Origin of the sequence: Bacteroides intestinalis DSM 17393, from assembly GCF_000172175.1 — a bacterium.
Classification (GTDB): domain Bacteria; phylum Bacteroidota; class Bacteroidia; order Bacteroidales; family Bacteroidaceae; genus Bacteroides; species Bacteroides intestinalis.
On sequence record NZ_ABJL02000007.1, the window covers coordinates 1,173,317 to 1,198,353 of the forward strand.

A 25,037-nucleotide genomic window follows, 5' to 3' on the forward strand; every position below is an offset into this window, starting at 1 on the left:
ATTAGCAATGTCAAGAATAGGAAAATTACCCATTAGTATTCCCGCTGGAGTAACAGTTACTCTGAAAGAAAATGTGGTTACCGTGAAGGGACCCAAAGGCGAACTTAGCCAATATGTAGATCCTGCTATCAATGTTGCCATCGAAGATGGTCATCTGACTTTGAGCGAAAATGAAAATGCAATGTTGGATAATCCCAAACAAAAGCATGCATTCCATGGCTTGTACCGTTCTTTGGTACACAACATGGTAGTTGGTGTCTCTGAAGGATATAAAAAAGAATTGGAGCTTGTAGGTGTAGGTTACCGTGCTTCTAACCAAGGTAATATCATTGAATTGTCTTTGGGTTATACGCACAATATCTTTATACAGTTGCCTCCTGAAGTTAAAGTAGAGACAAAATCTGAAAGAAATAAGAATCCACTTATTATTTTAGAGTCTTGCGATAAACAATTGCTGGGTCAAGTTTGCTCTAAGATACGTTCTTTCCGTAAGCCCGAACCATATAAAGGTAAAGGTATTAAGTTTGTTGGTGAAGAAATTCGTAGAAAGTCTGGTAAATCTGCCGGCGCTAAGTAATTTACATAAAATTAGAATGTTATGACAACAAAAATAGAAAGACGAATTAAGATCAAATATAGAGTACGCAACAAAATTTCAGGTACTGCTGAACGTCCGCGTATGAGTGTATTTAGAAGTAATAAGCAGATCTACGTTCAGCTTATCGACGATTTGGGAGGTAAGACTTTGGCTGCTGCATCTTCTTTAGGTATGACTGAAAAGTTACCAAAGAAAGAACAAGCTGCAAAGGTTGGAGAGTTGATCGCTAAGAAAGCTCAGGAAGCAGGTATTACTACTGTTGTTTTCGACCGTAATGGTTACTTGTATCATGGGAGAGTAAAAGAAGTGGCTGATGCTGCTCGTAACGGTGGACTTAAATTTTAATCATTATGGCAATTAATAATAGAGTTAAGATTACAAACGATATAGAACTGAAAGACCGTTTGGTTGCTATTAATCGTGTAACCAAAGTAACCAAAGGTGGTAGAACTTTTAGTTTCTCTGCAATTGTGGTTGTAGGTAATGAAGAAGGTATCATCGGTTGGGGTCTTGGTAAAGCAGGTGAAGTAACCGCAGCTATTGCTAAAGGTGTTGAATCTGCTAAGAAGAATCTGACAAAGGTGCCTGTTCTGAAAGGTACTGTTCCTCACGAACAGACTGCTAAGTTTGGTGGTGCAGAAGTGTTCATCAAACCTGCTTCTCATGGTACAGGTGTAGTTGCAGGTGGTGCAATGCGTGCAGTACTTGAAAGTGTTGGTATTACGGATGTTTTGGCTAAGTCAAAAGGATCTTCCAACCCGCACAACTTGGTGAAAGCTACTATCTTGGCGTTGGGTGAAATGCGTGACGCACGTATGGTTGCTCAAAACAGAGGTATTAGTATTGAAAAAGTATTTAGAGGATAAGGAGGAAATATGTCGACTATAAAGGTTAAACAAATTAAAAGTAGAATTGGTGCTCCGGCTGATCAGAAAAGAACTCTCGATGCACTGGGACTTCGTAAGTTGAATCGTGTGGTTGAACACGAGTGTACTCCTTCAATTCTTGGAATGGTGGATAAGGTTAAACACTTGGTTACCATTGTTAAGTAATTATTTGTTGAATATAAAACGAATTACAATATGAACTTAAGTAATTTAAAACCTGCTGAAGGATCTACTAAAACAAGAAAGAGAATTGGACGTGGTCCAGGTTCTGGCTTGGGAGGTACTTCTACCAGAGGTCATAAGGGAGCTAAATCAAGATCTGGTTATTCTAAGAAAATAGGTTTTGAAGGTGGCCAGATGCCTCTCCAACGTCGTGTTCCTAAATTCGGTTTTAAGAACATTAATCGTGTAGAGTATAAAGCTATCAACTTGGATACAATTCAGAAACTTGCTGAAGCTAAAAAGTTGGAGACAGTTGGTATTAATGATTTTATCGCTGCTGGCTTTATTTCTTCAAATCAGTTGGTAAAAGTATTAGGTAATGGAACTTTGACTACAAAGTTGGATGTGCAAGCTCATGCATTCTCTAAGACTGCTGTTGCTGCCATTGAAGCTGCTGGTGGAAGTGTAGTAAAACTCTAATTCAATGAGAAAAGCTATTGAAACATTAAAGAATATATGGAAAATTGAGGATCTGAGACAACGGATCCTCATTACCATATTGTTTGTGGCAATCTACCGTTTTGGTTCGTACGTTGTGCTGCCCGGTATTAATCCGGCTATGCTAACACAATTGCATCAACAAACAAGCGAGGGCCTCTTAGCCTTATTAAACATGTTTTCGGGAGGAGCATTCTCTAATGCATCTATTTTTGCATTAGGAATTATGCCTTATATCTCTGCTTCAATCGTTATTCAGTTGTTGGGGATTGCGGTTCCGTATTTCCAGAAACTTCAACGTGAAGGTGAGAGTGGTAGAAGAAAAATGAACCAGTATACTCGTTATTTGACGATTATTATTTTATTAGTTCAGGCTCCTTCTTATTTGCTCAATCTTAAAATGCAGGCCGGTCCTTCCTTAAATGCTTCATTAGATTGGACTCTGTTCATGGTTACCTCTACCATTATCTTGGCAGCTGGTAGTATGTTTATTTTGTGGCTTGGTGAGAGAATCACTGATAAGGGTATTGGTAATGGTATTTCATTTATCATCTTAATCGGTATTATCGCTCGTTTGCCTCAGTCTTTATTTCAGGAATTGATTTCCCGTATGACTGATAAGACAGGTGGTTTGATTATGTTCTTAATTGAAATCGTATTCTTATTACTGGTGATTGCTGCCGCAATCTTGTTAGTACAAGGTACAAGAAAAATTCCTGTACAATATGCTAAAAGAATTGTTGGTAACAAGCAATATGGTGGTGCCAGACAGTATATTCCGTTGAAGGTAAATGCTGCAGGTGTAATGCCTATCATTTTTGCTCAAGCAATCATGTTTATTCCTATTACCTTTATTGGTTTTTCAAATGTAGATCATGTGAGCGGTTTTGTGCGTGCATTTACTGATCATACAAGCTTCTGGTATAATTTCGTATTTGCAATAATGATTATACTATTTACGTATTTCTATACTGCAATTACGATTAACCCGACTCAGATGGCTGAGGATATGAAGAGAAATAATGGTTTCATTCCAGGTATCAAACCGGGAAAGAAGACTGCAGAATATATTGATGACATTATGTCTCGTATAACATTGCCTGGTTCTTTCTTTTTGGCTTTGGTAGCTATTATGCCTGCGTTTGCTGGTGTTTTTGGTGTGAAAGCTGAATTTGCTCAATTCTTCGGCGGTACATCTCTGTTAATTCTTGTAGGTGTAGTTCTTGATACACTCCAGCAGATTGAAAGTCACTTGTTGATGAGACACTATGACGGTTTGTTGAAGTCTGGGCGTATTAAAGGACGTAGTAACGTAGCTGCATATTAATCTTTTATAAGATGATATTTCTTAAAACGGAAGATGAAATAGAGCTGCTCCGTGAGAGTAATTTGCTTGTCGGGAGGACATTGGCTGAAGTTGCAAAGCTAGTAAAGCCTGGAGTTACTACAGGGGAACTGGATAAAGTAGCGGAAGAGTTTATCAGAGATCATGGTGCTGTTCCTACTTTTAAAGGTTTTCCAAATCAATATGGTGATCCATTTCCAGCTTCGCTATGTACATCGGTAAATGAACAGGTAGTGCATGGTATTCCTGGAGATATAGTACTGAAAGAAGGTGATATTGTGTCAGTTGATTGTGGTACTTATATGAATGGATTTTGTGGTGATTCTGCCTATACATTTTGTGTAGGAGAAGTAGATGAGGAAGTTCGCAAATTACTGAAAGTTACTAAAGAGGCATTATACATCGGAATAGAAAATGCCGTTCAAGGAAAACGGTTGGGTGATATCGGATATTCAATACAAGAACATTGTGAGTCCAATTCATTCGGTGTAGTGCGTGAGTTTGTTGGTCATGGCATTGGCAAGGAAATGCACGAAGACCCTCAGGTTCCTAATTATGGAAAACGTGGTTATGGAACTATGCTGAAGAGAGGTCTTTGTATTGCTATAGAACCGATGATTACGCAAGGTAGTCGTCAGATAGTAATGGAGCGTGATGGTTGGACGGTGAGAACAAAGGATCGGAAGTATGCAGCTCATTTTGAGCATACAGTGGCTGTTGGAGCTGGTAAAGCTGATATCCTATCATCGTTTGAGTTCATAGAAGAAGTATTAGGAGATAAAGCAATTTAAAAAATTAATATGGCTAAGCAATCTGCAATAGAACAAGATGGAGTTATTGTTGAAGCATTGTCTAATGCAATGTTTCGTGTTGAATTAGAAAACGGACATGAGATTACTGCACATATTTCCGGTAAGATGCGAATGCATTACATTAAAATCCTGCCGGGTGATAAAGTAAGAGTCGAAATGTCTCCTTACGATTTATCGAAAGGAAGAATTGTATTTAGATATAAATAAAATTAAGATATGAAAGTAAGAGCATCTTTAAAGAAACGTACGCCAGAATGTAAGATCGTTAGACGCAATGGCCGTTTGTATGTTATTAACAAGAAAAATCCTAAGTATAAACAACGTCAAGGATAATATTATTATTTTTGCAAAAAAAATAATTTAGTATATGGCTATAAGAATAGTTGGTGTCGATTTGCCTCAGAATAAGAGAGGTGAAGTTGCGTTGACCTATATCTATGGAATAGGTCGTAGTAGTTCAGCAAAGATTTTGGATAAAGCTGGTGTAGATAAAGACCTGAAGGTGAAAGACTGGACGGACGATCAAGCTGCCAAGATTCGTGAGATCATTGGTGCAGAATTTAAAGTAGAAGGTGACCTTCGTTCGGAAGTTCAATTGAATATCAAACGTTTGATGGATATTGGTTGCTACCGTGGTGTACGTCATCGTATCGGTTTACCAGTGAGAGGTCAGAGCACTAAGAATAACGCTCGTACTCGTAAAGGTAGAAAGAAAACCGTTGCAAATAAGAAAAAAGCTACTAAATAATAATTGTTGATATGGCAAAAAAAACAGTTGCAGCAAAGAAGAGAAATGTGAAAGTTGACGCTAATGGACAGTTGCATGTTCATTCATCTTTCAACAATATTATTGTTTCTCTCGCAAACAGTGAAGGGCAGATCATTTCTTGGTCATCTGCCGGTAAAATGGGATTTAGAGGTTCTAAGAAGAACACTCCTTATGCAGCGCAAATGGCTGCCCAAGATTGTGCAAAAGTTGCATTTGATCTTGGCCTGAGAAAGGTAAAAGCATATGTGAAGGGTCCGGGTAACGGACGTGAGTCTGCTATTAGAACTATCCATGGTGCAGGTATTGAAGTTACTGAAATCATTGACGTAACTCCACTTCCACATAATGGTTGTCGTCCTCCGAAAAGACGTAGAGTTTAAGATTTACCTTTAATAAAAATGATCTTGATTTTGTTATTTGGATTACATTAATTTCTCTCTGTAATCGCGGCTGCAACAAATTGAGTTCATGAATAAAACAATTAAAATTTAAAAGAAATGGCTAGATATACTGGACCAAAATCAAGAATAGCCCGTAAATTCGGTGAAGGTATCTTCGGAGCAGATAAAGTTTTGTCTAAGAAAAATTATCCTCCCGGACAGCATGGCAATTCTAGAAAGAGAAAAACTTCTGAATATGGTGTTCAACTTCGCGAGAAACAGAAAGCCAAATACACCTATGGAGTTTTAGAAAAACAATTCCGCAACCTGTTTGAAAAAGCAGAAACAGCTAAAGGCATTACCGGTGAAATTCTGCTTCAGTTGCTAGAAGGTCGTCTTGATAATATTGTATTCCGTTTAGGTATTGCTCCTACTCGTGCAGCTGCTCGTCAGTTGGTGGGTCACAAGCATATCACTGTGGATGGTGAAGTGGTAAATATCCCTTCATTTGCAGTAAAACCGGGTCAGGTAATTGGCGTTCGTGAAAGATCTAAATCTTTGGAAGTAATTGCTAATTCACTGGCTGGATTTAATCACAGCAAATATCCTTGGTTGGAATGGGATGATAACTCTAAGGTTGGTAAATTACTGCATGTACCTGAAAGAGCGGACATTCCTGAAAACATTAAAGAGCATTTGATCGTAGAATTGTATTCTAAATAAAATAATTAATTTCATGGCGATATTAGCATTTCAAAAACCTGATAAAGTATTAATGTTGGAAGCGGATTCTAGATTCGGTAAATTCGAATTTCGTCCGTTGGAGCCCGGTTTTGGTATTACCGTTGGTAATGCACTACGCCGCATCCTGCTTTCGTCATTAGAGGGTTTTGCTATCACTACTATCAAAATAGATGGTGTTGAGCATGAGTTCTCTAGCGTACCGGGAGTTAAAGAGGATGTTACTAACATTATCTTGAATCTGAAACAGGTGAGATTCAAGCAAGTAGTTGAAGAATTCGAAAGTGAGAAAGTAAGTATTACAATCGAAAATTCTAGTGAATTTAAAGCAGGTGACATAGGTAAGTATTTGACTGGATTTGAAGTGTTAAATCCTGAATTAGTTATTTGTCATTTAGATTCTAAAGCAACTATGCAAATCGATATTACGATTAACAAAGGTCGTGGATATGTTCCGGCTGATGAAAACCGCGAATATTGCACGGATGTTAACGTAATTCCTATCGATTCCATTTATACACCGATACGTAATGTGAAGTATCAGATTGAACCGTTCCGTGTTGAACAAAAGACGGACTACGACAAATTGGTACTTGAGATTACTACCGACGGTTCTATTCATCCGAAGGAAGCGCTGAAAGAAGCTGCAAAGATTCTGATTTATCACTTCATGCTCTTCTCTGATGAGAAGATTACATTGGAAAGTAATGATGTGGATGGCAATGAAGAATTTGATGAAGAAGTATTGCACATGCGCCAATTGTTGAAAACCAAACTTGTTGATATGGACTTATCGGTTCGTGCTCTCAACTGCTTGAAGGCTGCCGATGTAGAAACATTAGGCGATTTGGTACAATTCAACAAGACGGATTTGCTGAAATTCAGAAACTTCGGAAAGAAATCGCTTACCGAGCTTGATGATTTGCTGGAAAGTCTGAATCTTTCGTTTGGAACCGATATTTCTAAATATAAATTAGATAAAGAATAAAAAATGAGACATAATAAGAAATTCAACCATTTAGGTCGTACTGCTTCTCACAGAAACGCTATGTTGTCTAACATGGCATGTTCTTTGATTAAGCACAAAAGAATCACTACGACCGTTGCAAAGGCTAAAGCTCTGAAGAAGTTTGTTGAGCCTTTGATCACGAAGTCAAAGGATGACACGACCAACTCTCGTCGTGTTGTATTCAGCAACCTGCAAGACAAGCAAGTTGTAACGGAACTGTTCAAGGAAATCTCTGTGAAGATTGCCGACCGTCCGGGTGGTTATACTCGTATCATCAAGACAGGACACCGTTTGGGTGATAACGCTGAAATGTGCTTTATTGAACTCGTTGACTACAATGAGAACATGGCTAAGGAAAAGGTTGCTAAGAAAGCTACTCGTACCCGCCGTTCTAAGAAAACTGCTACTGAGGCTGCTGCTCCGGCAGAAGCACCAGCAGTTGAGGAAGCAAAAGCAGAAGAAGCTAAAGCTGAATAAATCAACTATTCTTTTCAATATAAAAGCCGTCTCTTGTGAAAGGGGCGGCTTTTTTGTTACTCAGCATTCGGATATTTGGGGAGGAAAGAAGATATATCTTTCCTAAACATTCATTAAAAGGTTCTACTATTAAACAATTAAATGAAACAAACTGTTATCTTTGCAAATAGATATGGCAAAGTTTCTAAAAGTGATATTATTCCTGATCCTTGCAGCTGCCTTTTGTGGAAGTGTGAGTGATGCATTTACCGTACAGACGGTAGATGAAATAACTATTGCTGCTCAGACTGGTTTAGGAGAAGAAGGAAATGCACAGCGAAATGATGTTCGGCAGGGAAGCTATATTCCAGCTCCGCAATTGCCATACTTGTCAGATGCAGAACTTGCAAGTTCTGCTGGAACTATTCAGTTGCTTACGTTTTCACGTGCACAGCGCTCGTATACAACAGAGTATATCCTTTCATTAAAAGATATGATAGAGCGGCTGGCTCATCGTGACGGTGCATTATCGTTGCATCGCTCGAAGTTGTATGATACCAGCACCTCCTATCGTTGCCATCCTGCGTGTGAATATTATGTATTTACGCTCAGGCGAATTATCATTTAGACGTTTGAATGAATTCAGATTTTTTGCCTTATGTGGTCATAGACTGTACGAGGTGATTATTTGTATGTTTTATCAGTTATACTTTTATTCATTTTAAACGATTTAAATTATGGCAACTCAAGCAATTGACGCAACTATTTTTGCGTCTACACACCCCGATATCGCAAAACGCACAAGTGTTTCAGGACTTATTTTTTCAGTGGCAATGCTACTGTTAGGAGTTCTTGTATTCGCATCTACTTTTGAAATTACTGACCGCTCATCTACATTAAGTATGTTGTTGATGGTCTTGGGCACTGCATTTTTCCTTTTAGGAATCTTTCGTTTGTTCTGGAAATCTAAAGAAGTGGTATATATTCCGACAGGAAGTGTTACTAAAGAACGGAGTATATTCTTCGATTTGAAGCACATGGGCAAGTTGAAAGAGATGATTGAAAAAGGTCAGCTTTCTACTGAAGGTGGTGTAAAGAGTGAAGGAAGCGGTAATGTACGTTTGGATGTTATACTTTCTCAAGATAATAAATTTGCAGCCGTTCAGTTGTTCCAGTTTGTGCCTTATACATACACTCCGGTAACCTCTGTACATTATTATACAGGGAACGACGCAGCAAGCATATCGGCTTTCTTGGCGAAGTGTAAAGTGAACTAACCCTCAGGGTTTCTGGACTTAACTTTAAAGTTATGGGGATCAGTCGGTAACGGCTATCCCCATTTTTTTCATCAGGAAACAGGCATTCATATTCTGAGCTACTCCTTCGCGCAGACGATAAGAAAAGGTCAGTTCATTACCTGCGATGTCGGCTTCGAATCGGTAATTACGGATGTCATCAGGATAAATGTCGGCAAGCGTGCCGAGCATCAGGTCGTGAGTAGCGATGATGCCATTTGCCTGTAAAGTCATGAATTGTTTGATAAGGGCAAGCGAACCTTTCTGTTTATCCATGGAGTTGGTTCCTTTTAGAATCTCATCAAGGATGATAAAAAGCTCTTCACCGGCTTGCAGTTTGTCGATGATAAGTTTCAGACGTTTCAGTTCTGCAAAGAAGTAGGATTCATTATCATTCAGGGAATCGCTGGTGCGCAGACTGGTGATGAGCTGAACAGGATACAGTTCCATACTCCGGGCGCAAACGGGAGTACCGATGCAAGCCAGCAGATAATTGATGCCTACAGTACGAAGATACGTACTTTTACCTGCCATATTTGCTCCGGTGATAATAATGAAGAAAGGACGCTTTTCTATATCAATGTCATTGTGTACACATTTGTCGCGGTTCATCAGTGGATGTCCCATAGATGTGGCACGGAGACTGAAAGAGCGGGTGGTGATAGTAGGGTAGGAATAATCCGGATGATTATAAGCGAATGTGGCCAGTGAACACAGAGCATCCATGTGGGCAATAGCTGTCAGCCAACGTGGTAGTTCAGAAGCATATTGCTCTTTCCAGCCTTCGATACGTATGATTTGACGGATTTCCCAGAAAAATAATCCGTTGAGGGTGGCATATATGTAGGCGTTGTTTCGCTGATCGAGTTCGTTCATAAGCTTGCTTAGACGCTGGATAGAGTGAGAGGCTGTTTGCTTCCCATCACCGATCCACTCTCTCACTTCCTTCAATATCGGACTTTTCATGGGTTGGTTTTCCATAAGCCGGAGCAGGTTGGCATACGTTGCCAATATTTGTAGCTTCTTACCATAGACAGCCTGCATTTTGGTAATTTTACCGGTGAAGCAGAAACTGGCAAAAACAAAGCATAACCATAGAATACCGAAAACAGTGAGCGGAATAATGCCTGCGATAGCCAATGCTATACATAAGATATTTATTCCGCCTGCCAATAGCGGTAGCATGCGGAAGAAAATATTTTTTCGGAAGACACTGGGACTCTTAGCCCATGCCTTTAATTCATCTTCATCAGCAGCTTTTCCTTTATAGAGCAGTCCCAGAATACGGAATTCTTGTCGGAAGTTCAATTCCGGTGCCAGTTCGCGGATGGCTTCCTGTCGGGATTCTATTTCTTTCTTATTTTCCAGATGCGTGCCCAGCCAATTGGCTAACAAACTCTTTCCAAGTTGTGTGCAGGTGCGGTTTATATACTGAAAAAGGGAATGTGGACCAAATACATCCAGGTCATAACTGTACAGGTGTGCCGGATCGATAAATTCTGCTCCATCTTCAAAAGAGGATGTGTCATAATTCAGCGCTGAAAGTTCTTGCTCATTGATTGCAATCTTTTTTTCCAGATAATCTTTTCGGTGAAACAGCCGGTTATGATACTTTATCAACAGGATAAAAGGCAGAAGTGTAACAGCAATGATCCCCGTTAATACTATCCAGCCTGAAGACCAGAAATATATAACTCCCGCAATTCCTGCAACAAATAGCAATAATCGCAGTGAGCCTATGCGGTAAATCTTGTTTTGTACTTTATTTAGCTCCGAACGTCCTTCTTCAGCAATGTGCTGGTAAGTGGCGGTTATTTCATTGATTGTGTCCATTCTATTGTCTCTTTGCCGCAAAGGTAAAATAAGCCTGCTTTATAACCAAATGCTTCATGTGCTTTCTCTTGTCTTAATTGAGAACTTGGTACCATATTTTGCATTCGGTTTAAGGCAGTAAGGGCAAATTTATTGGTATTTAAGTAACTTATTAACCTGCCATGGCGTATATGGGGAAGGAATACAAAAGAAAATGCAGCAGAAGAAAACATATTTCTACAAGTAGCAATAAAGAGAGGGATGCAATCTAAAGAAGCCTCTACTGATATCGTTTATAAACAGAAAAAGCGTTTAACTAAATCAGAAAAGAAATCCGATTAGTCTGTTGATTATCAATAGATAGCATTTACCAAGCATTTACTGCAAGATGTAAAAGCATTTACCGCCGTATGTAACGACCTTTACCCCTTATTGTAACGCTCTTTACCACGGTATGTAACGGCTTTTACTCCGGCATGTAAATGGAGTTACTGTGAGGGGTAAACAGAGTTACTACTTGGCAGCATGACACAGAGATAAGCTCAAAGTATAAATATGCATGAACATAAATCTGCCGTAATTGCATTTTTCTTTTCAATAATTTGCTCTTCTTGGATAAATAATGTAACTTTCGCTCAGATAAAACTGTTTTAGAAAGAAAAGCTTGGGGTATGAAAAGGTGGTGGTTATTAGGCATATTCAGATTATTGGTTGCTTTGCATGGGAGTGCCCAGCAAGTGATATATGCCAATTTGAAGGAACTGGTGGAAGATCGTGGCGACACACTCTCCACATTGAAGATAGAGAAGCGCTCCAAGAATCAGATTTTACTGATGGGAGGTGCTGACTATCGCGTCTCGGTAGATGACAATCCCGGTCTTTGCCGATATTTGAAATCCCGTTGTTATGCGGTGAGGGCTGACTCGGCGTTATACGTCAACTGTAAGAAAGTGCGTTATAAACGTTTCCGATTTGGTGGCTGGTATGCACCTGCCACTTGGATACGGGGGAAAATTTATTTCTATGCACAGCCTGTAGGTTCTGTGGCGGCAAGTACCACGCAGCCTGCCGACGCTACGAAACTGGGTGGAGATGTAGGTACAGCCATTGCCGCTTCGGGGCTGGTCAATGCGCGGGTTTATTATGAACTGAATCCGGAAACGGGTAAAGTAGAGTTTGTAGGAAAAGACAAAATGTTGCAGTTACTAAAAAATGAGCCAGAACTTCTGAATGCCTTCTTACAGGAAAGCAGTGAAAGCGCGGAAGTTACAGGTAAATACTTACTACGCTTAAAATGACTAAATGATAAATAAATCCCGATATCACTTGTTGATATCGGGATTTATTTCTATATTGCGGCAGCTTACGGAAGTAAACTGATGACATTTTGTAACCTTTCATCCTGCATGTTATGGAAATAACCTTAAGTAACACATTGCCCCCTTATCCAACTTTCGTAGAAGGTATCCGGAGGGCTCCCGACCGTGGCTTCACACTTTCGCCCGCACAAACTGCCACGGCGTTAAAGAATGCATTGCGCTATATCCCAAAAGAATTACACGAGACCCTCGCTCCGGAGTTTATGGAAGAACTTCGTACCCGCGGACGTATCTATGGTTACCGGTATCGTCCGCAAGGAGACCTCAAGGCGAAGCCTATCGATGCCTACAAAGGAAATTGTATTGAAGGTAAAGCTTTCCAGGTGATGATTGACAATAATCTCTGCTTCGACATTGCTCTCTATCCTTATGAACTCGTCACTTATGGCGAAACGGGGCAGGTCTGTCAAAACTGGATGCAGTATCGTCTCATTAAGCAATATCTTGAAGTACTGACTCAAGATCAGACACTTGTCATTGAAAGTGGACATCCACTGGGATTGTTCCGTTCTAAGCCCGATGCACCACGCGTGATTATTACGAATGCCATGATGGTAGGTCTTTACGACAACCAGAAGGATTGGCACGTGGCTATGCAAATGGGAGTGGCCAACTATGGACAGATGACTGCCGGAGGCTGGATGTACATTGGTCCTCAGGGAATTGTGCATGGCACCTTCAATACTCTGCTGAATGCCGGACGTATGAAACTTGGTATTCCTCAGAACGGTGATTTGCGCGGACATCTGTTTATATCTTCCGGTTTGGGCGGTATGAGCGGTGCTCAGCCTAAGGCCGCAGAAATGTCGGGTGCAGCTTCCATCATAGCCGAGGTGGATATGTCACGCATTGAAACCCGGCATCGCCAAGGTTGGGTGGGGCACGTCACGGACTCTATTCCCGAAGCATTCTCGCTGGCGCATGAGGCGATGGACGGCAAGAAACCGATATCCATTGCTTATCATGGGAATATCGTTGACCTGCTGGAATATGCTGTAGACCGGAATATACATATAGACCTGCTTTCTGACCAGACTTCCTGCCATGCCGTTTACGAAGGCGGATATTGTCCGGTGGGAATTACTTTCTCCGAACGTACAAGTCTGTTGCACGAAAACCCACAGAAATTCTGTGGACTGGTGAATGAATCGTTGGCACGCCACTTCCGGGCTATAAAGGCTCTTGTAGGGCGGGGCACCTATTTCTTCGATTATGGAAACTCCTTTATGAAAGCTGTTTATGATGCCGGAGTTCGTGAGATTGCCAAAGAAGAAGACGATAAGAATGGGTTTATATTCCCCAGTTATGTAGAAGATATTATGGGACCGGAACTTTTTGATTACGGCTACGGCCCCTTCCGTTGGGTATGTCTCAGTGGTAAACATGAAGATTTGATAAAGACCGATCATGCGGCGATGGAATGCATTGATCCGAACCGTCGCGGTCAAGATCTGGATAACTATAATTGGATACGCGATGCGGAGAAGAATAATCTTGTGGTAGGTACTCAGGCGCGTATTCTTTATCAAGATGCGGTGGGGCGTATGAAGATAGCGTTGAAGTTCAACGAAATGGTGCGCAATGGTGAGGTGGGACCTATTATGTTGGGACGCGATCATCACGATGTGAGCGGTACGGACTCTCCTTTCCGAGAAACTTCTAATATAAAAGATGGAAGCAATGTCATGGCGGATATGGCCGTACAATGTTTTGCCGGAAACTGTGCTCGTGGAATGAGTCTCGTAGCACTGCACAATGGTGGTGGTGTGGGGATCGGAAAAGCTATAAATGGCGGTTTCGGTATGGTATGCGATGGTAGCGAGCGGGTGGATGAGATACTTCGTTCGGCTATGTTGTGGGACGTGATGGGCGGTGTGGCCCGACGTTCATGGGCACGCAATAGGCATGCTATGGAGACGAGTGAAGAGTTTAACCGGACACATGCCGATGGTTATCATATCACGATGCCCTATGTGGCCGATGACGAATTAGTAAATAAATATGTGTAATAAATGAAGAATTATGAATGAAGAATGAAGAATTAAGCTGCGCTATGCGAGTTGCACCGCAAGGTAATTCTTCATTCTTAATTAAAAAAAGATCATGAATAAAATCATCGAATGTGTCCCCAATTTCAGTGAGGGACGTGATTTACAGAAAATAGATCAAATTATATCCCCTTTCCGTGGTAAACAAGGTGTAAAACTCCTGGACTACAGTAATGACGAAGACCACAACCGGCTGGTGGTAACTGTAGTAGGCGAACCGGAACCCCTTCGTGATGCCGTGCTCGAAGCCATCGGTATTGCTGTAAAGCTTATTGACCTTAACCATCACACCGGGCAACATCCCCGTATGGGTGCCGTAGATGTAGTTCCCTTCATCCCCATTAAGAATGTGACGATGGAAGAAGCTATTGCCCTTTCCAAAGAAGTAGGGGCAGAGGTGGGCAAACGCTATAATCTTCCTGTTTTTCTCTATGAGAAATCTGCATCTGCTCCACATCGCGAAAATCTTGCTGCTGTGCGCAAAGGTGAGTTCGAAGGTATGGCAGAAAAGATAAAGCTACCCGAATGGCAGCCCGACTTTGGTCCTGCCGAACGCCATGCCACTGCCGGAACCGTTGCTATCGGTGCCCGTATGCCGTTGGTAGCCTACAATATCAACCTGAATACACCTAACCTGGATATCGCACATGATATTGCCAAGAAGATTCGTTTCATCGGCGGTGGCCTGCGTTATTGCAAAGCAATGGGAGTAGAGTTGAAAGACCGGGGTATTACTCAGGTCTCCATCAATATGACAGACTATACCCGTACTGCCCTTTACCGTGCTTTTGAACTGACCCGTGTGGAGGCATGCCGTTATGGAGTCAGCATTGTGGGGAGTGAGATTATCGGCCTTGTTCCGATGGAGGCGCTCATTGATGCAGCTTCTTATTATCTTGGTTTAGAGAATTTCTCTATGCAACAAGTGCTTGAGGCGAGGATTATGGAAGAATAAGGCAAGACACCAATTTATACAGATTACACAAATAAAGTTTTAGTATGACCGAGAACCTGATAATTTTCAATGCCCGCGTTGTAACCCCCATCGGCTTTTCCGCCCGTTGCGGCAAAGAGATGGGGGAACTGTGCATCATTGATAATGCTACAATAGAAGTAACCGACGGTATCATTTCCTATGTCGGCCCTTCCCGGGGCGAGATGCGTGACGGATATTATCAACGCTATTGGCACTACAATGCCCGTGGCAAATGCCTGTTGCCCGGTTTCGTAGATTCGCATACCCACTTTGTATTTGGTGGCGAACGTGCCGAAGAATTTTCCTGGCGGCTGAAAGGAGAAAGCTATATGTCTATTATGGAGCGTGGCGGTGGCATTGTAAGCACTGTGAAAGCCACTCGCGAATGTAGTTTTATTCAACTTCGCTCTAAAGCGGAAGGTTTTTTGAAGCAAATGAGCAGTATGGGGGTTACTACCGTAGAAGGCAAGAGCGGCTACGGACTGGATAAGGAAACGGAACTTCTGCAACTTAAAGTTATGCGTAGCTTGAATAACGACGAGCATAAGCGGGTGGATATTGTATCCACTTTTCTGGGGGCGCACGCTGTACCCGAGGAATATAAGGGACGCACGGACGAATACCTCGATTTCATTATTGGTGACGTCTTGCCTTGCGTTGCCAAGGACGAACTGGCGGAGTTTTGCGATGTTTTCTGCGAACAAGGCGTTTTTTCTGTCGAGCAATCCCGCCGTCTGTTGCAGGCTGCCAAGGAATATGGTCTGGGCTTGAAACTCCATGCCGATGAAATCGTTCCGCTGGGTGGTGCCGAACTGGCTGCCGAGCTTTCTGCTGTTTCCGCGGATCATCTGTTGCATGCATCTGATGCAGGTATTCGTGCAATGCGGGATGCCGGAACTGTTGCAACTTTGCTTCCTCTTACAGCTTTTGCCCTGAAAGAATCTTATGCACGCGGCCGTGAAATGATTGATTCCGGTTGTGCCGTAGCCCTTGCCACGGATCTCAATCCGGGCAGTTGTTTCTCCGGATCCATTCCGTTGACTTTTGCCTTGGCATGCATCTATATGCGTCTTACTATTGAAGAAGCTATCACTGCCCTTACCCTGAACGGGGCTGCTGCCTTGAACCGGGCGGACAGTATTGGTAGCATCGAAGTAGGCAAGAAAGGAGATTTTGTAGTGCTGAATTCCGATAATTACCATTTCCTGCCTTATTATGTCGGTATGAATTGTGTAAATACCACCATTAAAGAAGGAGTGATTTATCCTGTATTGTAAAACCTTTAAAGAAAAATACCATGTTAGTTGATTTGACAGTGAAAGAATTCTTGAGTAAAGTGGCGGGCAGTGATCCCGTCCCCGGTGGCGGAAGCATTGCTGCCTTGAACGGTGCCGTAGCCTCGGCGCTTGCCGCTATGGTTGCTAACCTCACCATCGGCAAGAAGAATTATGAAGAACACGAGGAACTTATGAGCCATATTGCTTCTCTCGCACTGAGAGAGAAAGACGTATTCGTAGCTGATATAGATCGTGACTCGGAAGCCTATGATGCCGTATTTGCCTGCTTCAAGATGCCTAAGGCTACCGATGAAGAAAAAACTGCCCGCAGCGCAGCCATCCAGGAAGCCACTAAGCATGCTGCCCTCGTACCCATGCAAGTAGCTCGTAATGCTTACGAACTGATGTCGGTGATTGCCGACGTTGCCCGTTTGGGAAATCGTAATGCAGTGACTGATGCTTGTGTGGCCATGATGTCCGCCCGCAATGCTGTGCTGGGCGCACTGCTGAATGTCCGCATCAACCTGGGTTCCATCAAAGATAAAACCTTTGCGGATGAACTTCAAAGAGAAGCCGATGTATTGGAACGCTTGGCTTGTGACCGTGAAAAAGAAGTATTGGATGTTGTTAACCAAGAATTGCGAGTATGAAAAATGTCTATCATGTAGGGTCCGGTGAACTCACATTCGACATCATCGAACGAATTATCAACGAGAATCTTAAACTGGAACTGGCTTCCGAAGCCAAAGAACGGATACAAAAATGCCGCGACTACCTCGATCATAAGATAGCCGAGTCCGAAGAACCTTTGTACGGCATTACCACAGGCTTCGGCTCCTTGTGCAGCAAAAATATATCTCCTGACGAATTGGGTACTTTGCAGGAAAACCTGATTAAGAGTCATGCTTGCAGTGTCGGTGAAGAGATACGTCCCGTCATCATCAAATTAATGATGCTGCTCAAGGCTCATGCCCTTTCTCTGGGACATAGTGGCGTACAAGTCATTACCGTGCAGCGTATCCTCGATTTCTTCAATAACGATGTGATGCCCATTGTCTACGACCGTGGTTCGCTCGGTGCATCCGGTGATCTGGCTCCCCTTGCCAATCTCTTCCTGCCGCTTATCGGTGTGGGCGATGTTTATTATAAAGGTAAGAAGCGTGAGGCCATCAGTGTCCTCGATGAGTTTGGTTGGGAGCCGGTGAAGCTTATGAGTAAGGAAGGCCTTGCCCTGCTCAATGGTACGCAGTTTATGAGTGCCAATGGTGTGTTTGCCATTCTGAAAGCTTTCCGCCTTTCCAAGAAAGCCGACCTTATTGCCGCTCTTTCCCTCGAAGCTTTCGATGGGCGTATCGATCCTTTTATGGATTGCATCCAGCAAATCCGTCCGCACCGAGGACAAATCGAGACAGGCGATAATTTCCGTAAACTCCTGGAAGGCAGTGAAATCATTGCTCAATACAAAGCCCATGTGCAAGACCCGTATTCTTTCCGCTGTATCCCCCAAGTGCATGGTGCAACGAAAGATGCCATCCGTTATGTCTCTTCTGTCTTACTGACTGAAATCAATTCCGTAACGGATAATCCAACCATCTTCCCTGATGAAGACCGCATCATCTCCGGTGGAAATTTCCACGGTCAGCCGCTTGCCATTTCTTATGACTTCCTGGGTATTGCCCTTGCTGAATTAGGTAACATTTCCGAGCGACGGGTGGCACAGCTCATTATGGGACTGCGCGGTTTGCCCGAATTTCTGGTGGCCAATCCCGGTCTGAACTCCGGTTTTATGATACCGCAATACGCTGCTGCCTCCATGGTCAGCCAGAATAAGATGTATTGCTATGCTGCCAGCAGTGATTCCATTGTTTCCTCCAACGGACAGGAAGACCATGTCAGCATGGGAGCTAATGCAGCTACCAAATTGTATCGCATCATGGACAATCTGGAACATATTCTCTCCATTGAATTGATGAATGCCGCACAGGGGATCGAATTCCGTCGCCCGTTAAAGACCTCTCCTGCTTTGGAACGCTTCCTGAATGAATATCGCAAGGAGGTCCCTTTTATTAAAGACGATATTGTCATGTACAAAGAGATTCATAAAACAGTTGCCTTCCTGAACCGCACAAAGTTCGATTACTAATCGTTATTCTTGCCAATAAATATGCTATATCTTTAATAAATATTAATATAGCGAACCTAACAAGAAAACTCAATCTATAGGTTGAGTTTTCTTTCTATATTTGCCCAGTTTTATTCCGAAAGAGGACATTCCTCTGCTTGAAATCTAAAAATCTAAAGAAACAATAGAATGAAAACGGGCGACAACATGAAAGAGCACCCTTCGAGGTTGGAGTTACGGGAGCGTATCGTTGATACTGCTCTGCAATCTTTTGTTACCCACGGTATCAAAAGTATTACGATGGATGATATTGCGGCAGCACTAGGCATCTCCAAACGTACTTTATATGAAGTCTTTGCTGATAAAGAAACCTTACTGATGGAGTGCCTCCGAAGGGCTCAGGACGAGGGGGATACGTATGTGAAGGAAGTCTACGAAAAAGCCTCTAATGTACTGGAAGTTTTGTTAAAGCTCTATCAAAGGAGCATTGAGAAGTTCCATAATACGAATAAAAAGTTCTTTGAAGATATCAAGAAATACCCCAAGGTATATGATATGTTGATAAAGCGTCGTAACCGTGACTCTGAAGAGACAATTGCTTTCTTTAAATTGGGTATAAAGCAAGGCTATTTCCGCGATGATGTTAATTTTTCTATTGTAAACCTGTTGGTGCGCGAACAGCTCGACTTGCTGATGAATACAGACCTTTGCAAAGAATATTCTTTTCTCGAAGTGTATGAGTCTATCATGTTCACATACCTTCGGGGAATTTCGACAGAGAAAGGAGCCCGGAAACTGGAAGAATTCATTCAAGAGTACCGGAAGAAGCGACAAGCCAGTTCGGAATGACCCAATAATCTTTAAACATATAGATTGATTTTTTATGGACAGACAACTAATTTTAGTAGGCAAAAAGATGATGTTGACTGTGGTTTTGGCGTGGGCTGTAGGCTCCGTGCAGGCACAGGAAACAAAAGAAACCCTAACCTTGACCCTCGACAAAGCACTGGAAATTGCACTCAGCGATAATCCGACCATAAAGGTTGCCGAAGAGGAAATAGCCCTGAAAAAAGTGGCTAACAAGGAGACTTGGCAAAGTTTGTTGCCAGAAGCCAGTATTGGCGGAACATGGAACCATACGATTACGGCAGCCCAGATGAACCTCGGCGGTCAGTCTTTCAAAATGGGGCAGGACGATTCGAATACAGTAAGTGGAACTTTGAATATCAGCTTACCGTTATTTGCTCCTTCGGTCTACAAAGCAATGTCTATGACGAAAACCGACATAGAATTGGCGGTAGAAAAATCCCGTGCTTCTAAGCAGGATCTGGTGAACCAGGTTACTAAAGCGTATTATCAGTTGATGCTGGCGCAAGATTCTTATGAAGTTTTGCAGAAGAGTTATAAATTGGCGGAAGATAATTATAACGTGGTTAATGCAAAATACCAGCAGGGAGCCGTCAGCGAATTTGATAAGATTAGCGCTGAAGTACAGATGCGTAGTGTGAAGCCGAATGTCATTTCAGCGGGTAATGCCGTTACCTTATCCAAACTTCAGCTGAAAGTGCTGATGGGGATAACGGAAGATTTTGATCTCAAGATTGCCGATAATCTGGCTAATTATGAGACCGATTTGTTTGCTAACCAGTTGAATGAACTGAATGAAGGTTTGGTAAACAATACCACAATGAAGCAATTCGACCTGAACATGAAGATGCTCAATCAGAATCTGAAGTCCCTGAAGACAAACTTCATGCCGACACTGGGAATGAACTATTCTTATCAATACCAGTCATTGTATAATAATAACTGGAATGTGTTCGACTATAGTTGGGGTGGGAGTTCTGCTTTGGTATTTACCCTGAATATTCCTCTTTATAAAGCCAGTAACTTTACGAAACTGAAGACCGCACGAATTCAAATCAATCAGTTAAAGGAAAACCGCACGGATACGGAGCGTAAACTGAACATGCAGATTACCAGCTACCAGAATAATATGGCAGCAAGTTCAGAGCAAGTGGTAAGTAATAAAGAGAATGTAATGCAGGCCCAGAAGGCTGTGGAAATAGCCGGTAAACGCTATGAAGTAGGTAAAGGTACAGTGTTGGAACTGAACAGTTCACAAGTATCATTAACTCAGGCTGAACTGACGTATAACCAAGCTATTTACGATTATCTGGTATCTAAGGCTGACCTTGACCAGGTTTTGGGTCGCGACTATTTAATTAATAAGTAAAAAAAAGAAAAATCACAACGATATGAAAAAAAGTATTCAATTAATTGCCTTGGTGGCAGTTGCTCTGCTGGGCTCATGCAGTGGTGGAGAGAAAGACAAGGCTACAGCCGAGAAGGTAGATGAAAAACCGAGAGTTAAACTGGCTTCTGTGACCGCACGTCCCGTAGACCAGATTCAGGAATATACCGCTACTGTTCAGGCAGAAGTGAAAAACAATATTGCTCCTTCTTCCCCGGTGCGTATTGACCAGATATTTGTGGAAGTGGGTGACCGTGTATCTAAGGGGCAGAAATTGGTACAGATGGACGCTGCCAACCTGAAGCAAGCTAAGTTCCGTCTGGATAATCAGGAAATAGAGTTCAAGCGTACCGACGAATTATATAAGGTAGGCGGTACTTCCAAATCCGAATGGGATGCAGCCAAGATGGCGTTGGACGTACAGAAGACTACGTATAAGAATCTGTTGGAAAATACCGCATTACTCAGCCCCATTAATGGTGTGGTAACGGCGCGTAATTACGATAATGGTGATATGTACAGTGGCGGCGAACCGGTATTGGTAGTGGAACAGATCACTCCGGTGAAACTGATGATCAACGTTTCCGAAGGCTACTTTGCGAAAGTAAAGAAGGGGGCTCCCGTAGCTGTTAAAGTAGATGTGTATGGTGACGAAGAGTTTGAAGGAACGATAAATCTGGTTTATCCGACCATTGATCCGAATACCCGTACTTTCCCTGTTGAAGTGCGTTTGACTAACCGCGACCAGAAAGTCCGTCCGGGTATGTTTGCCCGTGTAACGCTGAACTTCGGAACGCAGGATCACGTAGTTGTGCCCGATTTGGCTATCGTAAAACGTGCCGGTTCCGGCGACCGCTATGTTTATGTATATAAGGACGGGAAAGTTTCTTATAACAAAGTGGAACTGGGACGTCGTATGGATACGGAATATGAGTTGATTTCCGGTGTGGATAACAACTCGCAGGTAGTCATTGCAGGACAGTCCAAGTTGGCTGACGGGGTAGAAGTGGAAGTAGAGAAATAATTCTTAATTAAAAAGACAACATGAGTTTATACGAAGGAGCGGTTAAAAAACCGATTATGACCTCGCTCTGCTTTTTGGCAGTAGCGATATTTGGTCTGTTCTCTTTGTCAAAATTGCCGGTAGACCTTTATCCGGATATCGAGACCAATACCATCATGGTGATGACTTCCTATGCGGGAGCCAGTGCGTCGGATATTGAGAACAATGTGACCCGTCCGTTAGAAAATACGCTGAACTCTGTCAGCAACCTGAAACATATTACTTCCAGATCTTCAGAAAACATTTCTGTGATTACACTGGAGTTTGAATATGGATATGATATAGATGTGTTGACGAATGATGTACGCGATAAACTGGATATGGTAAGTTCTCAGCTTCCTGATGAGGTGGAGACGCCTATTATCTTTAAGTTCAGTACGGACATGATTCCTATCCTGCTGCTCTCCGTTCAGGCGGAAGAAAGTCAGCCGGCACTTTATAAAATATTGGATGACAACATCGTGAATCCGCTGGCACGTGTGCCGGGTGTGGGTACGGTGTCTATTTCCGGTGCACCCAAGCGTGAGGTGAATGTCTATTGCGACCCTAACAAACTGGATGCTTATAACCTTTCAGTGGAAACCATCAGTTCCATCATCAGTGCTGAAAACCGAAATACTCCGGGTGGTACCTTCGATGTGGGAAACAATACCTATTCACTCCGTGTGGAGGGAGAGTTCAAGGACCCCAAGGAGATGGCGAACATTGTGGTGGGCACGCACAACGGAGCTTCCGTTTATCTGCGCGATGTGGCAAAGATAGTGGACTCAGTGGAAGAGCGTGCGCAGAAGACGTACAGTAATGGTGTGCAAGGTGCTATGATTGTGGTACAGAAACAATCCGGTGCCAACTCTGTGGCTATTTCACAAAAGGTTATCGATATGCTGCCGCAGTTGCAGAAATCATTGCCGAGTGACGTGAAACTGGGTATCATTGTCAATACTTCCGATAACATTCTGAATACCATTGACAGTTTGGAGGAGACTATCATGTACGCCATGTTGTTCGTAATCTTGGTAGTGTTTGTATTCTTGGGACGTTGGCGGGCTACGGTTATTATCTGTATCACCATCCCGATGTCATTGGTAGCTTCATTCATCTATCTGGGTATTATAGACGGTGGTTCGCTGAATATTATTTCGCTCTCTTGTCTCTCCATTGCTATCGGTAATGTGGTGGACGATGCCATTGTGGTACTTGAGAATGTGACAACCCATATTGAACGAGGGTCCGAGCCGAAGCAAGCAGCGGTTCATGCCACGAACGAGGTGGCTATTTCCGTTATAGCCTCTACGCTGACTATGATTGCGGTATTCTTCCCGTTGACTATGGTGAGCGGTATGTCCGGTGTGCTGTTCCGCCAGTTGGGTTGGATGATGTGCGTGATCATGACTGTTTCTACCATTTCGGCTTTGTCATTTACACCGATGATGTGTGCACAGCTCTTGCGCTTGCAGAAGAAGCAGAGTAAGATGTTCATCGCTTTCTATAAGCCGATTCAGCGCGGGCTCGATGCTCTTGATGTGTGGTATCAGAATCGTTTGAACTGGGCTGTACGCCATCGTATAACTATCATGGTTGGTTGTGCTGCTTTCTTTGCGGCAAGTTTGTTCTGCGCCAAGTATATTGGTACGGAATTCTTCCCGGCGGCTGATAATAGCCGTATTGGTGTGAAGTTGCAACTTCCTATCGGTGCTCGTGTAGAGCGTGCCCAGGCACTGGCTTCGGAACTGACAGATAAGTGGATGAAACGCTACGAAGGTGTAATGAAAGTTTGTAACTATACTGTAGGACAGGCTGATTCGGATAATACTTTTGCTTCCATGCAGGACAATGGTAGCCATATTATCAGTTTTAACATCAGTTTGGTGAGTCCGGGGGAACGTAAAGTCAAATTGGAAACAGTCTGTGATGAGATGCGTGAAGACTTGAAGGCCTATCCCGAACTGGACAAGGCGCAGGTAATTCTTGGTGGTAGTACTGGTGGTATGAGTGCCCAGGCTAGTGCCGACTTCGAGGTATATGGTTATGATTTTACCGCTACGGATAAAGTTTCGGCCGAATTGAAAGAGAAACTACTGAATGTAAAAGGTGTGAGTGAGGTAAACATCAGCCGTCAGGATTACCAGCCTGAATATCAGGTAGACTTTGACCGTGAGAAACTGGCATTACATGGACTGAATCTGTCAACTGCTTCCGGTTATCTGCGTAATCGCGTGAATGGAGCTTTGGCTTCCTATTATCGTGAGGATGGTGATGAGTACGATATCCGTGTACGTTATGCTCCTGAGTTCCGTACAAAGATTGAAGATTTGGAGAATATCCTTATTTATACACCTTCCGGTGAAGGTATCCGTGTGAAGGACCTTGGTAAAGTAGTTGAGCGTTCGGCTCCTCCTACTATCGAGCGTAAGGATCGTGAACGTATTGTGACGGTATCTGCCGTTATTTCCGGAGTTCCGTTGGGCGATGTGGTAGCCGATGGTAATGCTATTATTGATAAGATGGACTTGCCGAGCGGTATTTCTATCCAGATTTCAGGGTCGTACGAGGATCAGCAGGATTCGTTCGCCGACCTGGGTACACTGGCTGTACTGATTATCATTCTGGTATTTATTGTAATGGCCGCTCAGTTTGAGTCTTTGAGTTATCCGTTCATTATTATGTTCTCCATTCCGTTTGCATTCAGCGGTGTGTTGATGGCTCTCTTCTTCACGGGCACCAACTTGAACGTAATGAGTTTGTTGGGTGGAATCATGTTGATCGGTATTGTGGTGAAGAACGGTATTGTGCTGATCGACTACATCACGCTCTGTCGCGAGCGCGGTATGGCAGTACTCCACTCTGTGGTTACGGCAGGCCGTAGCCGTCTGCGTCCGGTATTAATGACTACACTGACTACTATCCTCGGTATGGTGCCGATGGCTGTAGGGCAAGGTGAAGGTGCCGAGATGTGGCGTCCGCTGGGTGTGGCTGTAATCGGTGGTCTGACGGTATCTACCATCTTGACGCTGATCCTGGTTCCCGTGCTTTATTGTTCGTTTGCCGGTGTTGGTATCAGGCGTAACCGTCGCAAGATCAAGAAAGACCGTGAACTGAATGATTACTATCAGGCTCATAAGGAGAAGATGACAAAACCTAAAAAACAATAAAT

The 25,037-nt window shown here is 42.9% G+C and carries 27 protein-coding genes; 26 read left to right on the plus strand and 1 reads right to left on the minus strand.

Features of this window, described 5'->3' with window-relative positions; all coding sequences use genetic code 11:
* Positions 1-7 precede the first annotated feature (7 nt).
* The 16 genes from rplF to BACINT_RS08345 all read left to right on the plus strand — a co-directional run bounded on the left by rplF (position 8) and on the right by BACINT_RS08345 (position 8,934).
* Complete coding sequence (rplF, locus tag BACINT_RS08275; protein WP_007662159.1) at positions 8-577, plus strand: 50S ribosomal protein L6; 570 nt, start codon at positions 8-10, stop codon at positions 575-577.
* Between the two features lie 21 nt (positions 578-598).
* A complete protein-coding gene (rplR, locus tag BACINT_RS08280; protein WP_007662161.1) occupies positions 599-943 on the plus strand; it encodes a 50S ribosomal protein L18 in 345 nt (114 codons plus the stop codon).
* Positions 944-948: 5 nt separating this feature from the next.
* On the plus strand, positions 949-1,464 hold the full coding sequence (rpsE, locus tag BACINT_RS08285) for a 30S ribosomal protein S5 (protein ID WP_007662163.1): 516 nt from the start codon (positions 949-951) through the stop codon (positions 1,462-1,464).
* Positions 1,465-1,473: 9 nt separating this feature from the next.
* Positions 1,474-1,650: a 50S ribosomal protein L30 gene (gene rpmD, locus BACINT_RS08290; RefSeq protein ID WP_007662165.1), complete on the plus strand. Its 177-nt coding sequence runs from the start codon at positions 1,474-1,476 to the stop codon at positions 1,648-1,650.
* Between the two features lie 30 nt (positions 1,651-1,680).
* Positions 1,681-2,127 carry a 50S ribosomal protein L15 gene (rplO, locus tag BACINT_RS08295; RefSeq protein WP_007662167.1) on the plus strand — a complete coding sequence of 149 codons (447 nt, stop codon included), beginning with the start codon at positions 1,681-1,683 and terminating at the stop codon, positions 2,125-2,127.
* Positions 2,128-2,131: 4 nt separating this feature from the next.
* A complete protein-coding gene (gene secY / locus BACINT_RS08300) occupies positions 2,132-3,472 on the plus strand; it encodes a preprotein translocase subunit SecY (RefSeq protein WP_007662169.1) in 1,341 nt (446 codons plus the stop codon).
* 11 nt (positions 3,473-3,483) lie between these two features.
* Positions 3,484-4,281, plus strand: a complete 798-nt coding sequence (gene map / locus BACINT_RS08305) for a type I methionyl aminopeptidase (protein ID WP_007662171.1) — start codon at positions 3,484-3,486, stop codon at positions 4,279-4,281.
* A gap of 9 nt (positions 4,282-4,290) precedes the next feature.
* Positions 4,291-4,509, plus strand: coding sequence for a translation initiation factor IF-1 (gene infA / locus BACINT_RS08310; RefSeq protein WP_002558052.1), 219 nt, complete (start codon positions 4,291-4,293; stop codon positions 4,507-4,509).
* Positions 4,510-4,518: 9 nt separating this feature from the next.
* Positions 4,519-4,635 (plus strand): type B 50S ribosomal protein L36, encoded by a 117-nt coding sequence (ykgO, locus tag BACINT_RS23615; protein WP_002558051.1) that lies wholly within the window; start codon positions 4,519-4,521, stop codon positions 4,633-4,635.
* 34 nt (positions 4,636-4,669) lie between these two features.
* The gene (gene rpsM, locus BACINT_RS08315; RefSeq protein WP_007212087.1) at positions 4,670-5,050 is read left to right on the plus strand and encodes a 30S ribosomal protein S13; all 381 of its coding nucleotides are present in this window, start codon (positions 4,670-4,672) and stop codon (positions 5,048-5,050) included.
* Between the two features lie 11 nt (positions 5,051-5,061).
* The gene (gene rpsK, locus BACINT_RS08320; protein WP_005675443.1) at positions 5,062-5,451 is read left to right on the plus strand and encodes a 30S ribosomal protein S11; all 390 of its coding nucleotides are present in this window, start codon (positions 5,062-5,064) and stop codon (positions 5,449-5,451) included.
* Positions 5,452-5,568: 117 nt separating this feature from the next.
* Complete coding sequence (gene rpsD, locus BACINT_RS08325; RefSeq protein ID WP_007212089.1) at positions 5,569-6,174, plus strand: 30S ribosomal protein S4; 606 nt, start codon at positions 5,569-5,571, stop codon at positions 6,172-6,174.
* A gap of 13 nt (positions 6,175-6,187) precedes the next feature.
* Positions 6,188-7,180 (plus strand): DNA-directed RNA polymerase subunit alpha, encoded by a 993-nt coding sequence (locus tag BACINT_RS08330; RefSeq protein ID WP_007212090.1) that lies wholly within the window; start codon positions 6,188-6,190, stop codon positions 7,178-7,180.
* A gap of 3 nt (positions 7,181-7,183) precedes the next feature.
* Entirely contained in the window at positions 7,184-7,678 is a 495-nt protein-coding gene (rplQ, locus tag BACINT_RS08335) for a 50S ribosomal protein L17 (RefSeq protein WP_007662173.1), read from the plus strand.
* A 172-nt stretch (positions 7,679-7,850) separates the two neighbouring features.
* Entirely contained in the window at positions 7,851-8,285 is a 435-nt protein-coding gene (locus BACINT_RS08340; protein WP_007662177.1) for a hypothetical protein, read from the plus strand.
* 109 nt (positions 8,286-8,394) lie between these two features.
* Positions 8,395-8,934: a hypothetical protein gene (locus BACINT_RS08345; protein ID WP_007662178.1), complete on the plus strand. Its 540-nt coding sequence runs from the start codon at positions 8,395-8,397 to the stop codon at positions 8,932-8,934.
* Between the two features lie 39 nt (positions 8,935-8,973).
* On the opposite strand, the gene BACINT_RS08350 is transcribed toward BACINT_RS08345, so the two are convergent.
* A complete protein-coding gene (locus BACINT_RS08350) occupies positions 8,974-10,785 on the minus strand; it encodes a MutS family DNA mismatch repair protein (protein WP_007662180.1) in 1,812 nt (603 codons plus the stop codon).
* Positions 10,786-11,435: 650 nt separating this feature from the next.
* On the opposite strand from BACINT_RS08350, the gene BACINT_RS08355 reads away from it, so the two are divergent.
* The 10 genes from BACINT_RS08355 (at position 11,436) to BACINT_RS08400 (ending at position 25,035) form a co-directional block, all read left to right on the plus strand.
* Complete coding sequence (locus tag BACINT_RS08355) at positions 11,436-12,062, plus strand: DUF6563 family protein (RefSeq protein WP_007662182.1); 627 nt, start codon at positions 11,436-11,438, stop codon at positions 12,060-12,062.
* A gap of 113 nt (positions 12,063-12,175) precedes the next feature.
* Complete coding sequence (locus tag BACINT_RS08360) at positions 12,176-14,152, plus strand: urocanate hydratase (RefSeq protein ID WP_007662185.1); 1,977 nt, start codon at positions 12,176-12,178, stop codon at positions 14,150-14,152.
* A 94-nt stretch (positions 14,153-14,246) separates the two neighbouring features.
* Positions 14,247-15,146 carry a glutamate formimidoyltransferase gene (gene ftcD / locus BACINT_RS08365; RefSeq protein ID WP_007662187.1) on the plus strand — a complete coding sequence of 300 codons (900 nt, stop codon included), beginning with the start codon at positions 14,247-14,249 and terminating at the stop codon, positions 15,144-15,146.
* Positions 15,147-15,190: 44 nt separating this feature from the next.
* Complete coding sequence (hutI, locus tag BACINT_RS08370; RefSeq protein ID WP_007662189.1) at positions 15,191-16,444, plus strand: imidazolonepropionase; 1,254 nt, start codon at positions 15,191-15,193, stop codon at positions 16,442-16,444.
* Positions 16,445-16,464: 20 nt separating this feature from the next.
* A complete protein-coding gene (locus BACINT_RS08375) occupies positions 16,465-17,094 on the plus strand; it encodes a cyclodeaminase/cyclohydrolase family protein (RefSeq protein ID WP_007662191.1) in 630 nt (209 codons plus the stop codon).
* Positions 17,091-18,587: a histidine ammonia-lyase gene (gene hutH / locus BACINT_RS08380; RefSeq protein WP_007662193.1), complete on the plus strand. Its 1,497-nt coding sequence runs from the start codon at positions 17,091-17,093 to the stop codon at positions 18,585-18,587. Before BACINT_RS08375 ends, hutH begins: the two co-directional genes overlap by 4 nt.
* A gap of 168 nt (positions 18,588-18,755) precedes the next feature.
* Positions 18,756-19,415, plus strand: a complete 660-nt coding sequence (locus BACINT_RS08385) for a TetR/AcrR family transcriptional regulator (protein ID WP_007662195.1) — start codon at positions 18,756-18,758, stop codon at positions 19,413-19,415.
* Between the two features lie 34 nt (positions 19,416-19,449).
* Positions 19,450-20,802 carry a TolC family protein gene (locus BACINT_RS08390; RefSeq protein ID WP_007662197.1) on the plus strand — a complete coding sequence of 451 codons (1,353 nt, stop codon included), beginning with the start codon at positions 19,450-19,452 and terminating at the stop codon, positions 20,800-20,802.
* A gap of 22 nt (positions 20,803-20,824) precedes the next feature.
* Positions 20,825-21,844 carry an efflux RND transporter periplasmic adaptor subunit gene (locus BACINT_RS08395; RefSeq protein ID WP_007662199.1) on the plus strand — a complete coding sequence of 340 codons (1,020 nt, stop codon included), beginning with the start codon at positions 20,825-20,827 and terminating at the stop codon, positions 21,842-21,844.
* Positions 21,845-21,864: 20 nt separating this feature from the next.
* Positions 21,865-25,035: an efflux RND transporter permease subunit gene (locus tag BACINT_RS08400; protein WP_007662200.1), complete on the plus strand. Its 3,171-nt coding sequence runs from the start codon at positions 21,865-21,867 to the stop codon at positions 25,033-25,035.
* Positions 25,036-25,037 lie beyond the last annotated feature (2 nt).

Bases quoted from the DNA above. Each gene is read 5' to 3' on its own strand.
- infA (WP_002558052.1), top strand. From the start codon at position 4,291: ATGGCTAAGCAATCTGCAATAGAACAAGATGGAGTTATTGTTGAAGCA.
- rpsD (WP_007212089.1), top strand. From the start codon at position 5,569: ATGGCTAGATATACTGGACCAAAATCAAGAATAGCCCGTAAATTCGGT.
- BACINT_RS08350 (WP_007662180.1), bottom strand. From the start codon at position 10,785: ATGGACACAATCAATGAAATAACCGCCACTTACCAGCACATTGCTGAA.
- rpsM (WP_007212087.1), top strand. From the start codon at position 4,670: ATGGCTATAAGAATAGTTGGTGTCGATTTGCCTCAGAATAAGAGAGGT.
- BACINT_RS08375 (WP_007662191.1), top strand. From the start codon at position 16,465: ATGTTAGTTGATTTGACAGTGAAAGAATTCTTGAGTAAAGTGGCGGGC.
- rpsE (WP_007662163.1), top strand. From the start codon at position 949: ATGGCAATTAATAATAGAGTTAAGATTACAAACGATATAGAACTGAAA.
- map (WP_007662171.1), top strand. From the start codon at position 3,484: ATGATATTTCTTAAAACGGAAGATGAAATAGAGCTGCTCCGTGAGAGT.
- rplF (WP_007662159.1), top strand. From the start codon at position 8: ATGTCAAGAATAGGAAAATTACCCATTAGTATTCCCGCTGGAGTAACA.
- BACINT_RS08345 (WP_007662178.1), top strand. From the start codon at position 8,395: ATGGCAACTCAAGCAATTGACGCAACTATTTTTGCGTCTACACACCCC.
- BACINT_RS08395 (WP_007662199.1), top strand. From the start codon at position 20,825: ATGAAAAAAAGTATTCAATTAATTGCCTTGGTGGCAGTTGCTCTGCTG.
- secY (WP_007662169.1), top strand. From the start codon at position 2,132: ATGAGAAAAGCTATTGAAACATTAAAGAATATATGGAAAATTGAGGAT.
- BACINT_RS08360 (WP_007662185.1), top strand. From the start codon at position 12,176: ATGGAAATAACCTTAAGTAACACATTGCCCCCTTATCCAACTTTCGTA.
- hutI (WP_007662189.1), top strand. From the start codon at position 15,191: ATGACCGAGAACCTGATAATTTTCAATGCCCGCGTTGTAACCCCCATC.
- rplO (WP_007662167.1), top strand. From the start codon at position 1,681: ATGAACTTAAGTAATTTAAAACCTGCTGAAGGATCTACTAAAACAAGA.
- BACINT_RS08330 (WP_007212090.1), top strand. From the start codon at position 6,188: ATGGCGATATTAGCATTTCAAAAACCTGATAAAGTATTAATGTTGGAA.
- BACINT_RS08390 (WP_007662197.1), top strand. From the start codon at position 19,450: ATGGACAGACAACTAATTTTAGTAGGCAAAAAGATGATGTTGACTGTG.
- rpmD (WP_007662165.1), top strand. From the start codon at position 1,474: ATGTCGACTATAAAGGTTAAACAAATTAAAAGTAGAATTGGTGCTCCG.
- BACINT_RS08400 (WP_007662200.1), top strand. From the start codon at position 21,865: ATGAGTTTATACGAAGGAGCGGTTAAAAAACCGATTATGACCTCGCTC.
- ftcD (WP_007662187.1), top strand. From the start codon at position 14,247: ATGAATAAAATCATCGAATGTGTCCCCAATTTCAGTGAGGGACGTGAT.
- rplQ (WP_007662173.1), top strand. From the start codon at position 7,184: ATGAGACATAATAAGAAATTCAACCATTTAGGTCGTACTGCTTCTCAC.
- BACINT_RS08385 (WP_007662195.1), top strand. From the start codon at position 18,756: ATGAAAACGGGCGACAACATGAAAGAGCACCCTTCGAGGTTGGAGTTA.
- rplR (WP_007662161.1), top strand. From the start codon at position 599: ATGACAACAAAAATAGAAAGACGAATTAAGATCAAATATAGAGTACGC.
- BACINT_RS08340 (WP_007662177.1), top strand. From the start codon at position 7,851: ATGGCAAAGTTTCTAAAAGTGATATTATTCCTGATCCTTGCAGCTGCC.
- BACINT_RS08355 (WP_007662182.1), top strand. From the start codon at position 11,436: ATGAAAAGGTGGTGGTTATTAGGCATATTCAGATTATTGGTTGCTTTG.
- ykgO (WP_002558051.1), top strand. From the start codon at position 4,519: ATGAAAGTAAGAGCATCTTTAAAGAAACGTACGCCAGAATGTAAGATC.
- rpsK (WP_005675443.1), top strand. From the start codon at position 5,062: ATGGCAAAAAAAACAGTTGCAGCAAAGAAGAGAAATGTGAAAGTTGAC.
- hutH (WP_007662193.1), top strand. From the start codon at position 17,091: ATGAAAAATGTCTATCATGTAGGGTCCGGTGAACTCACATTCGACATC.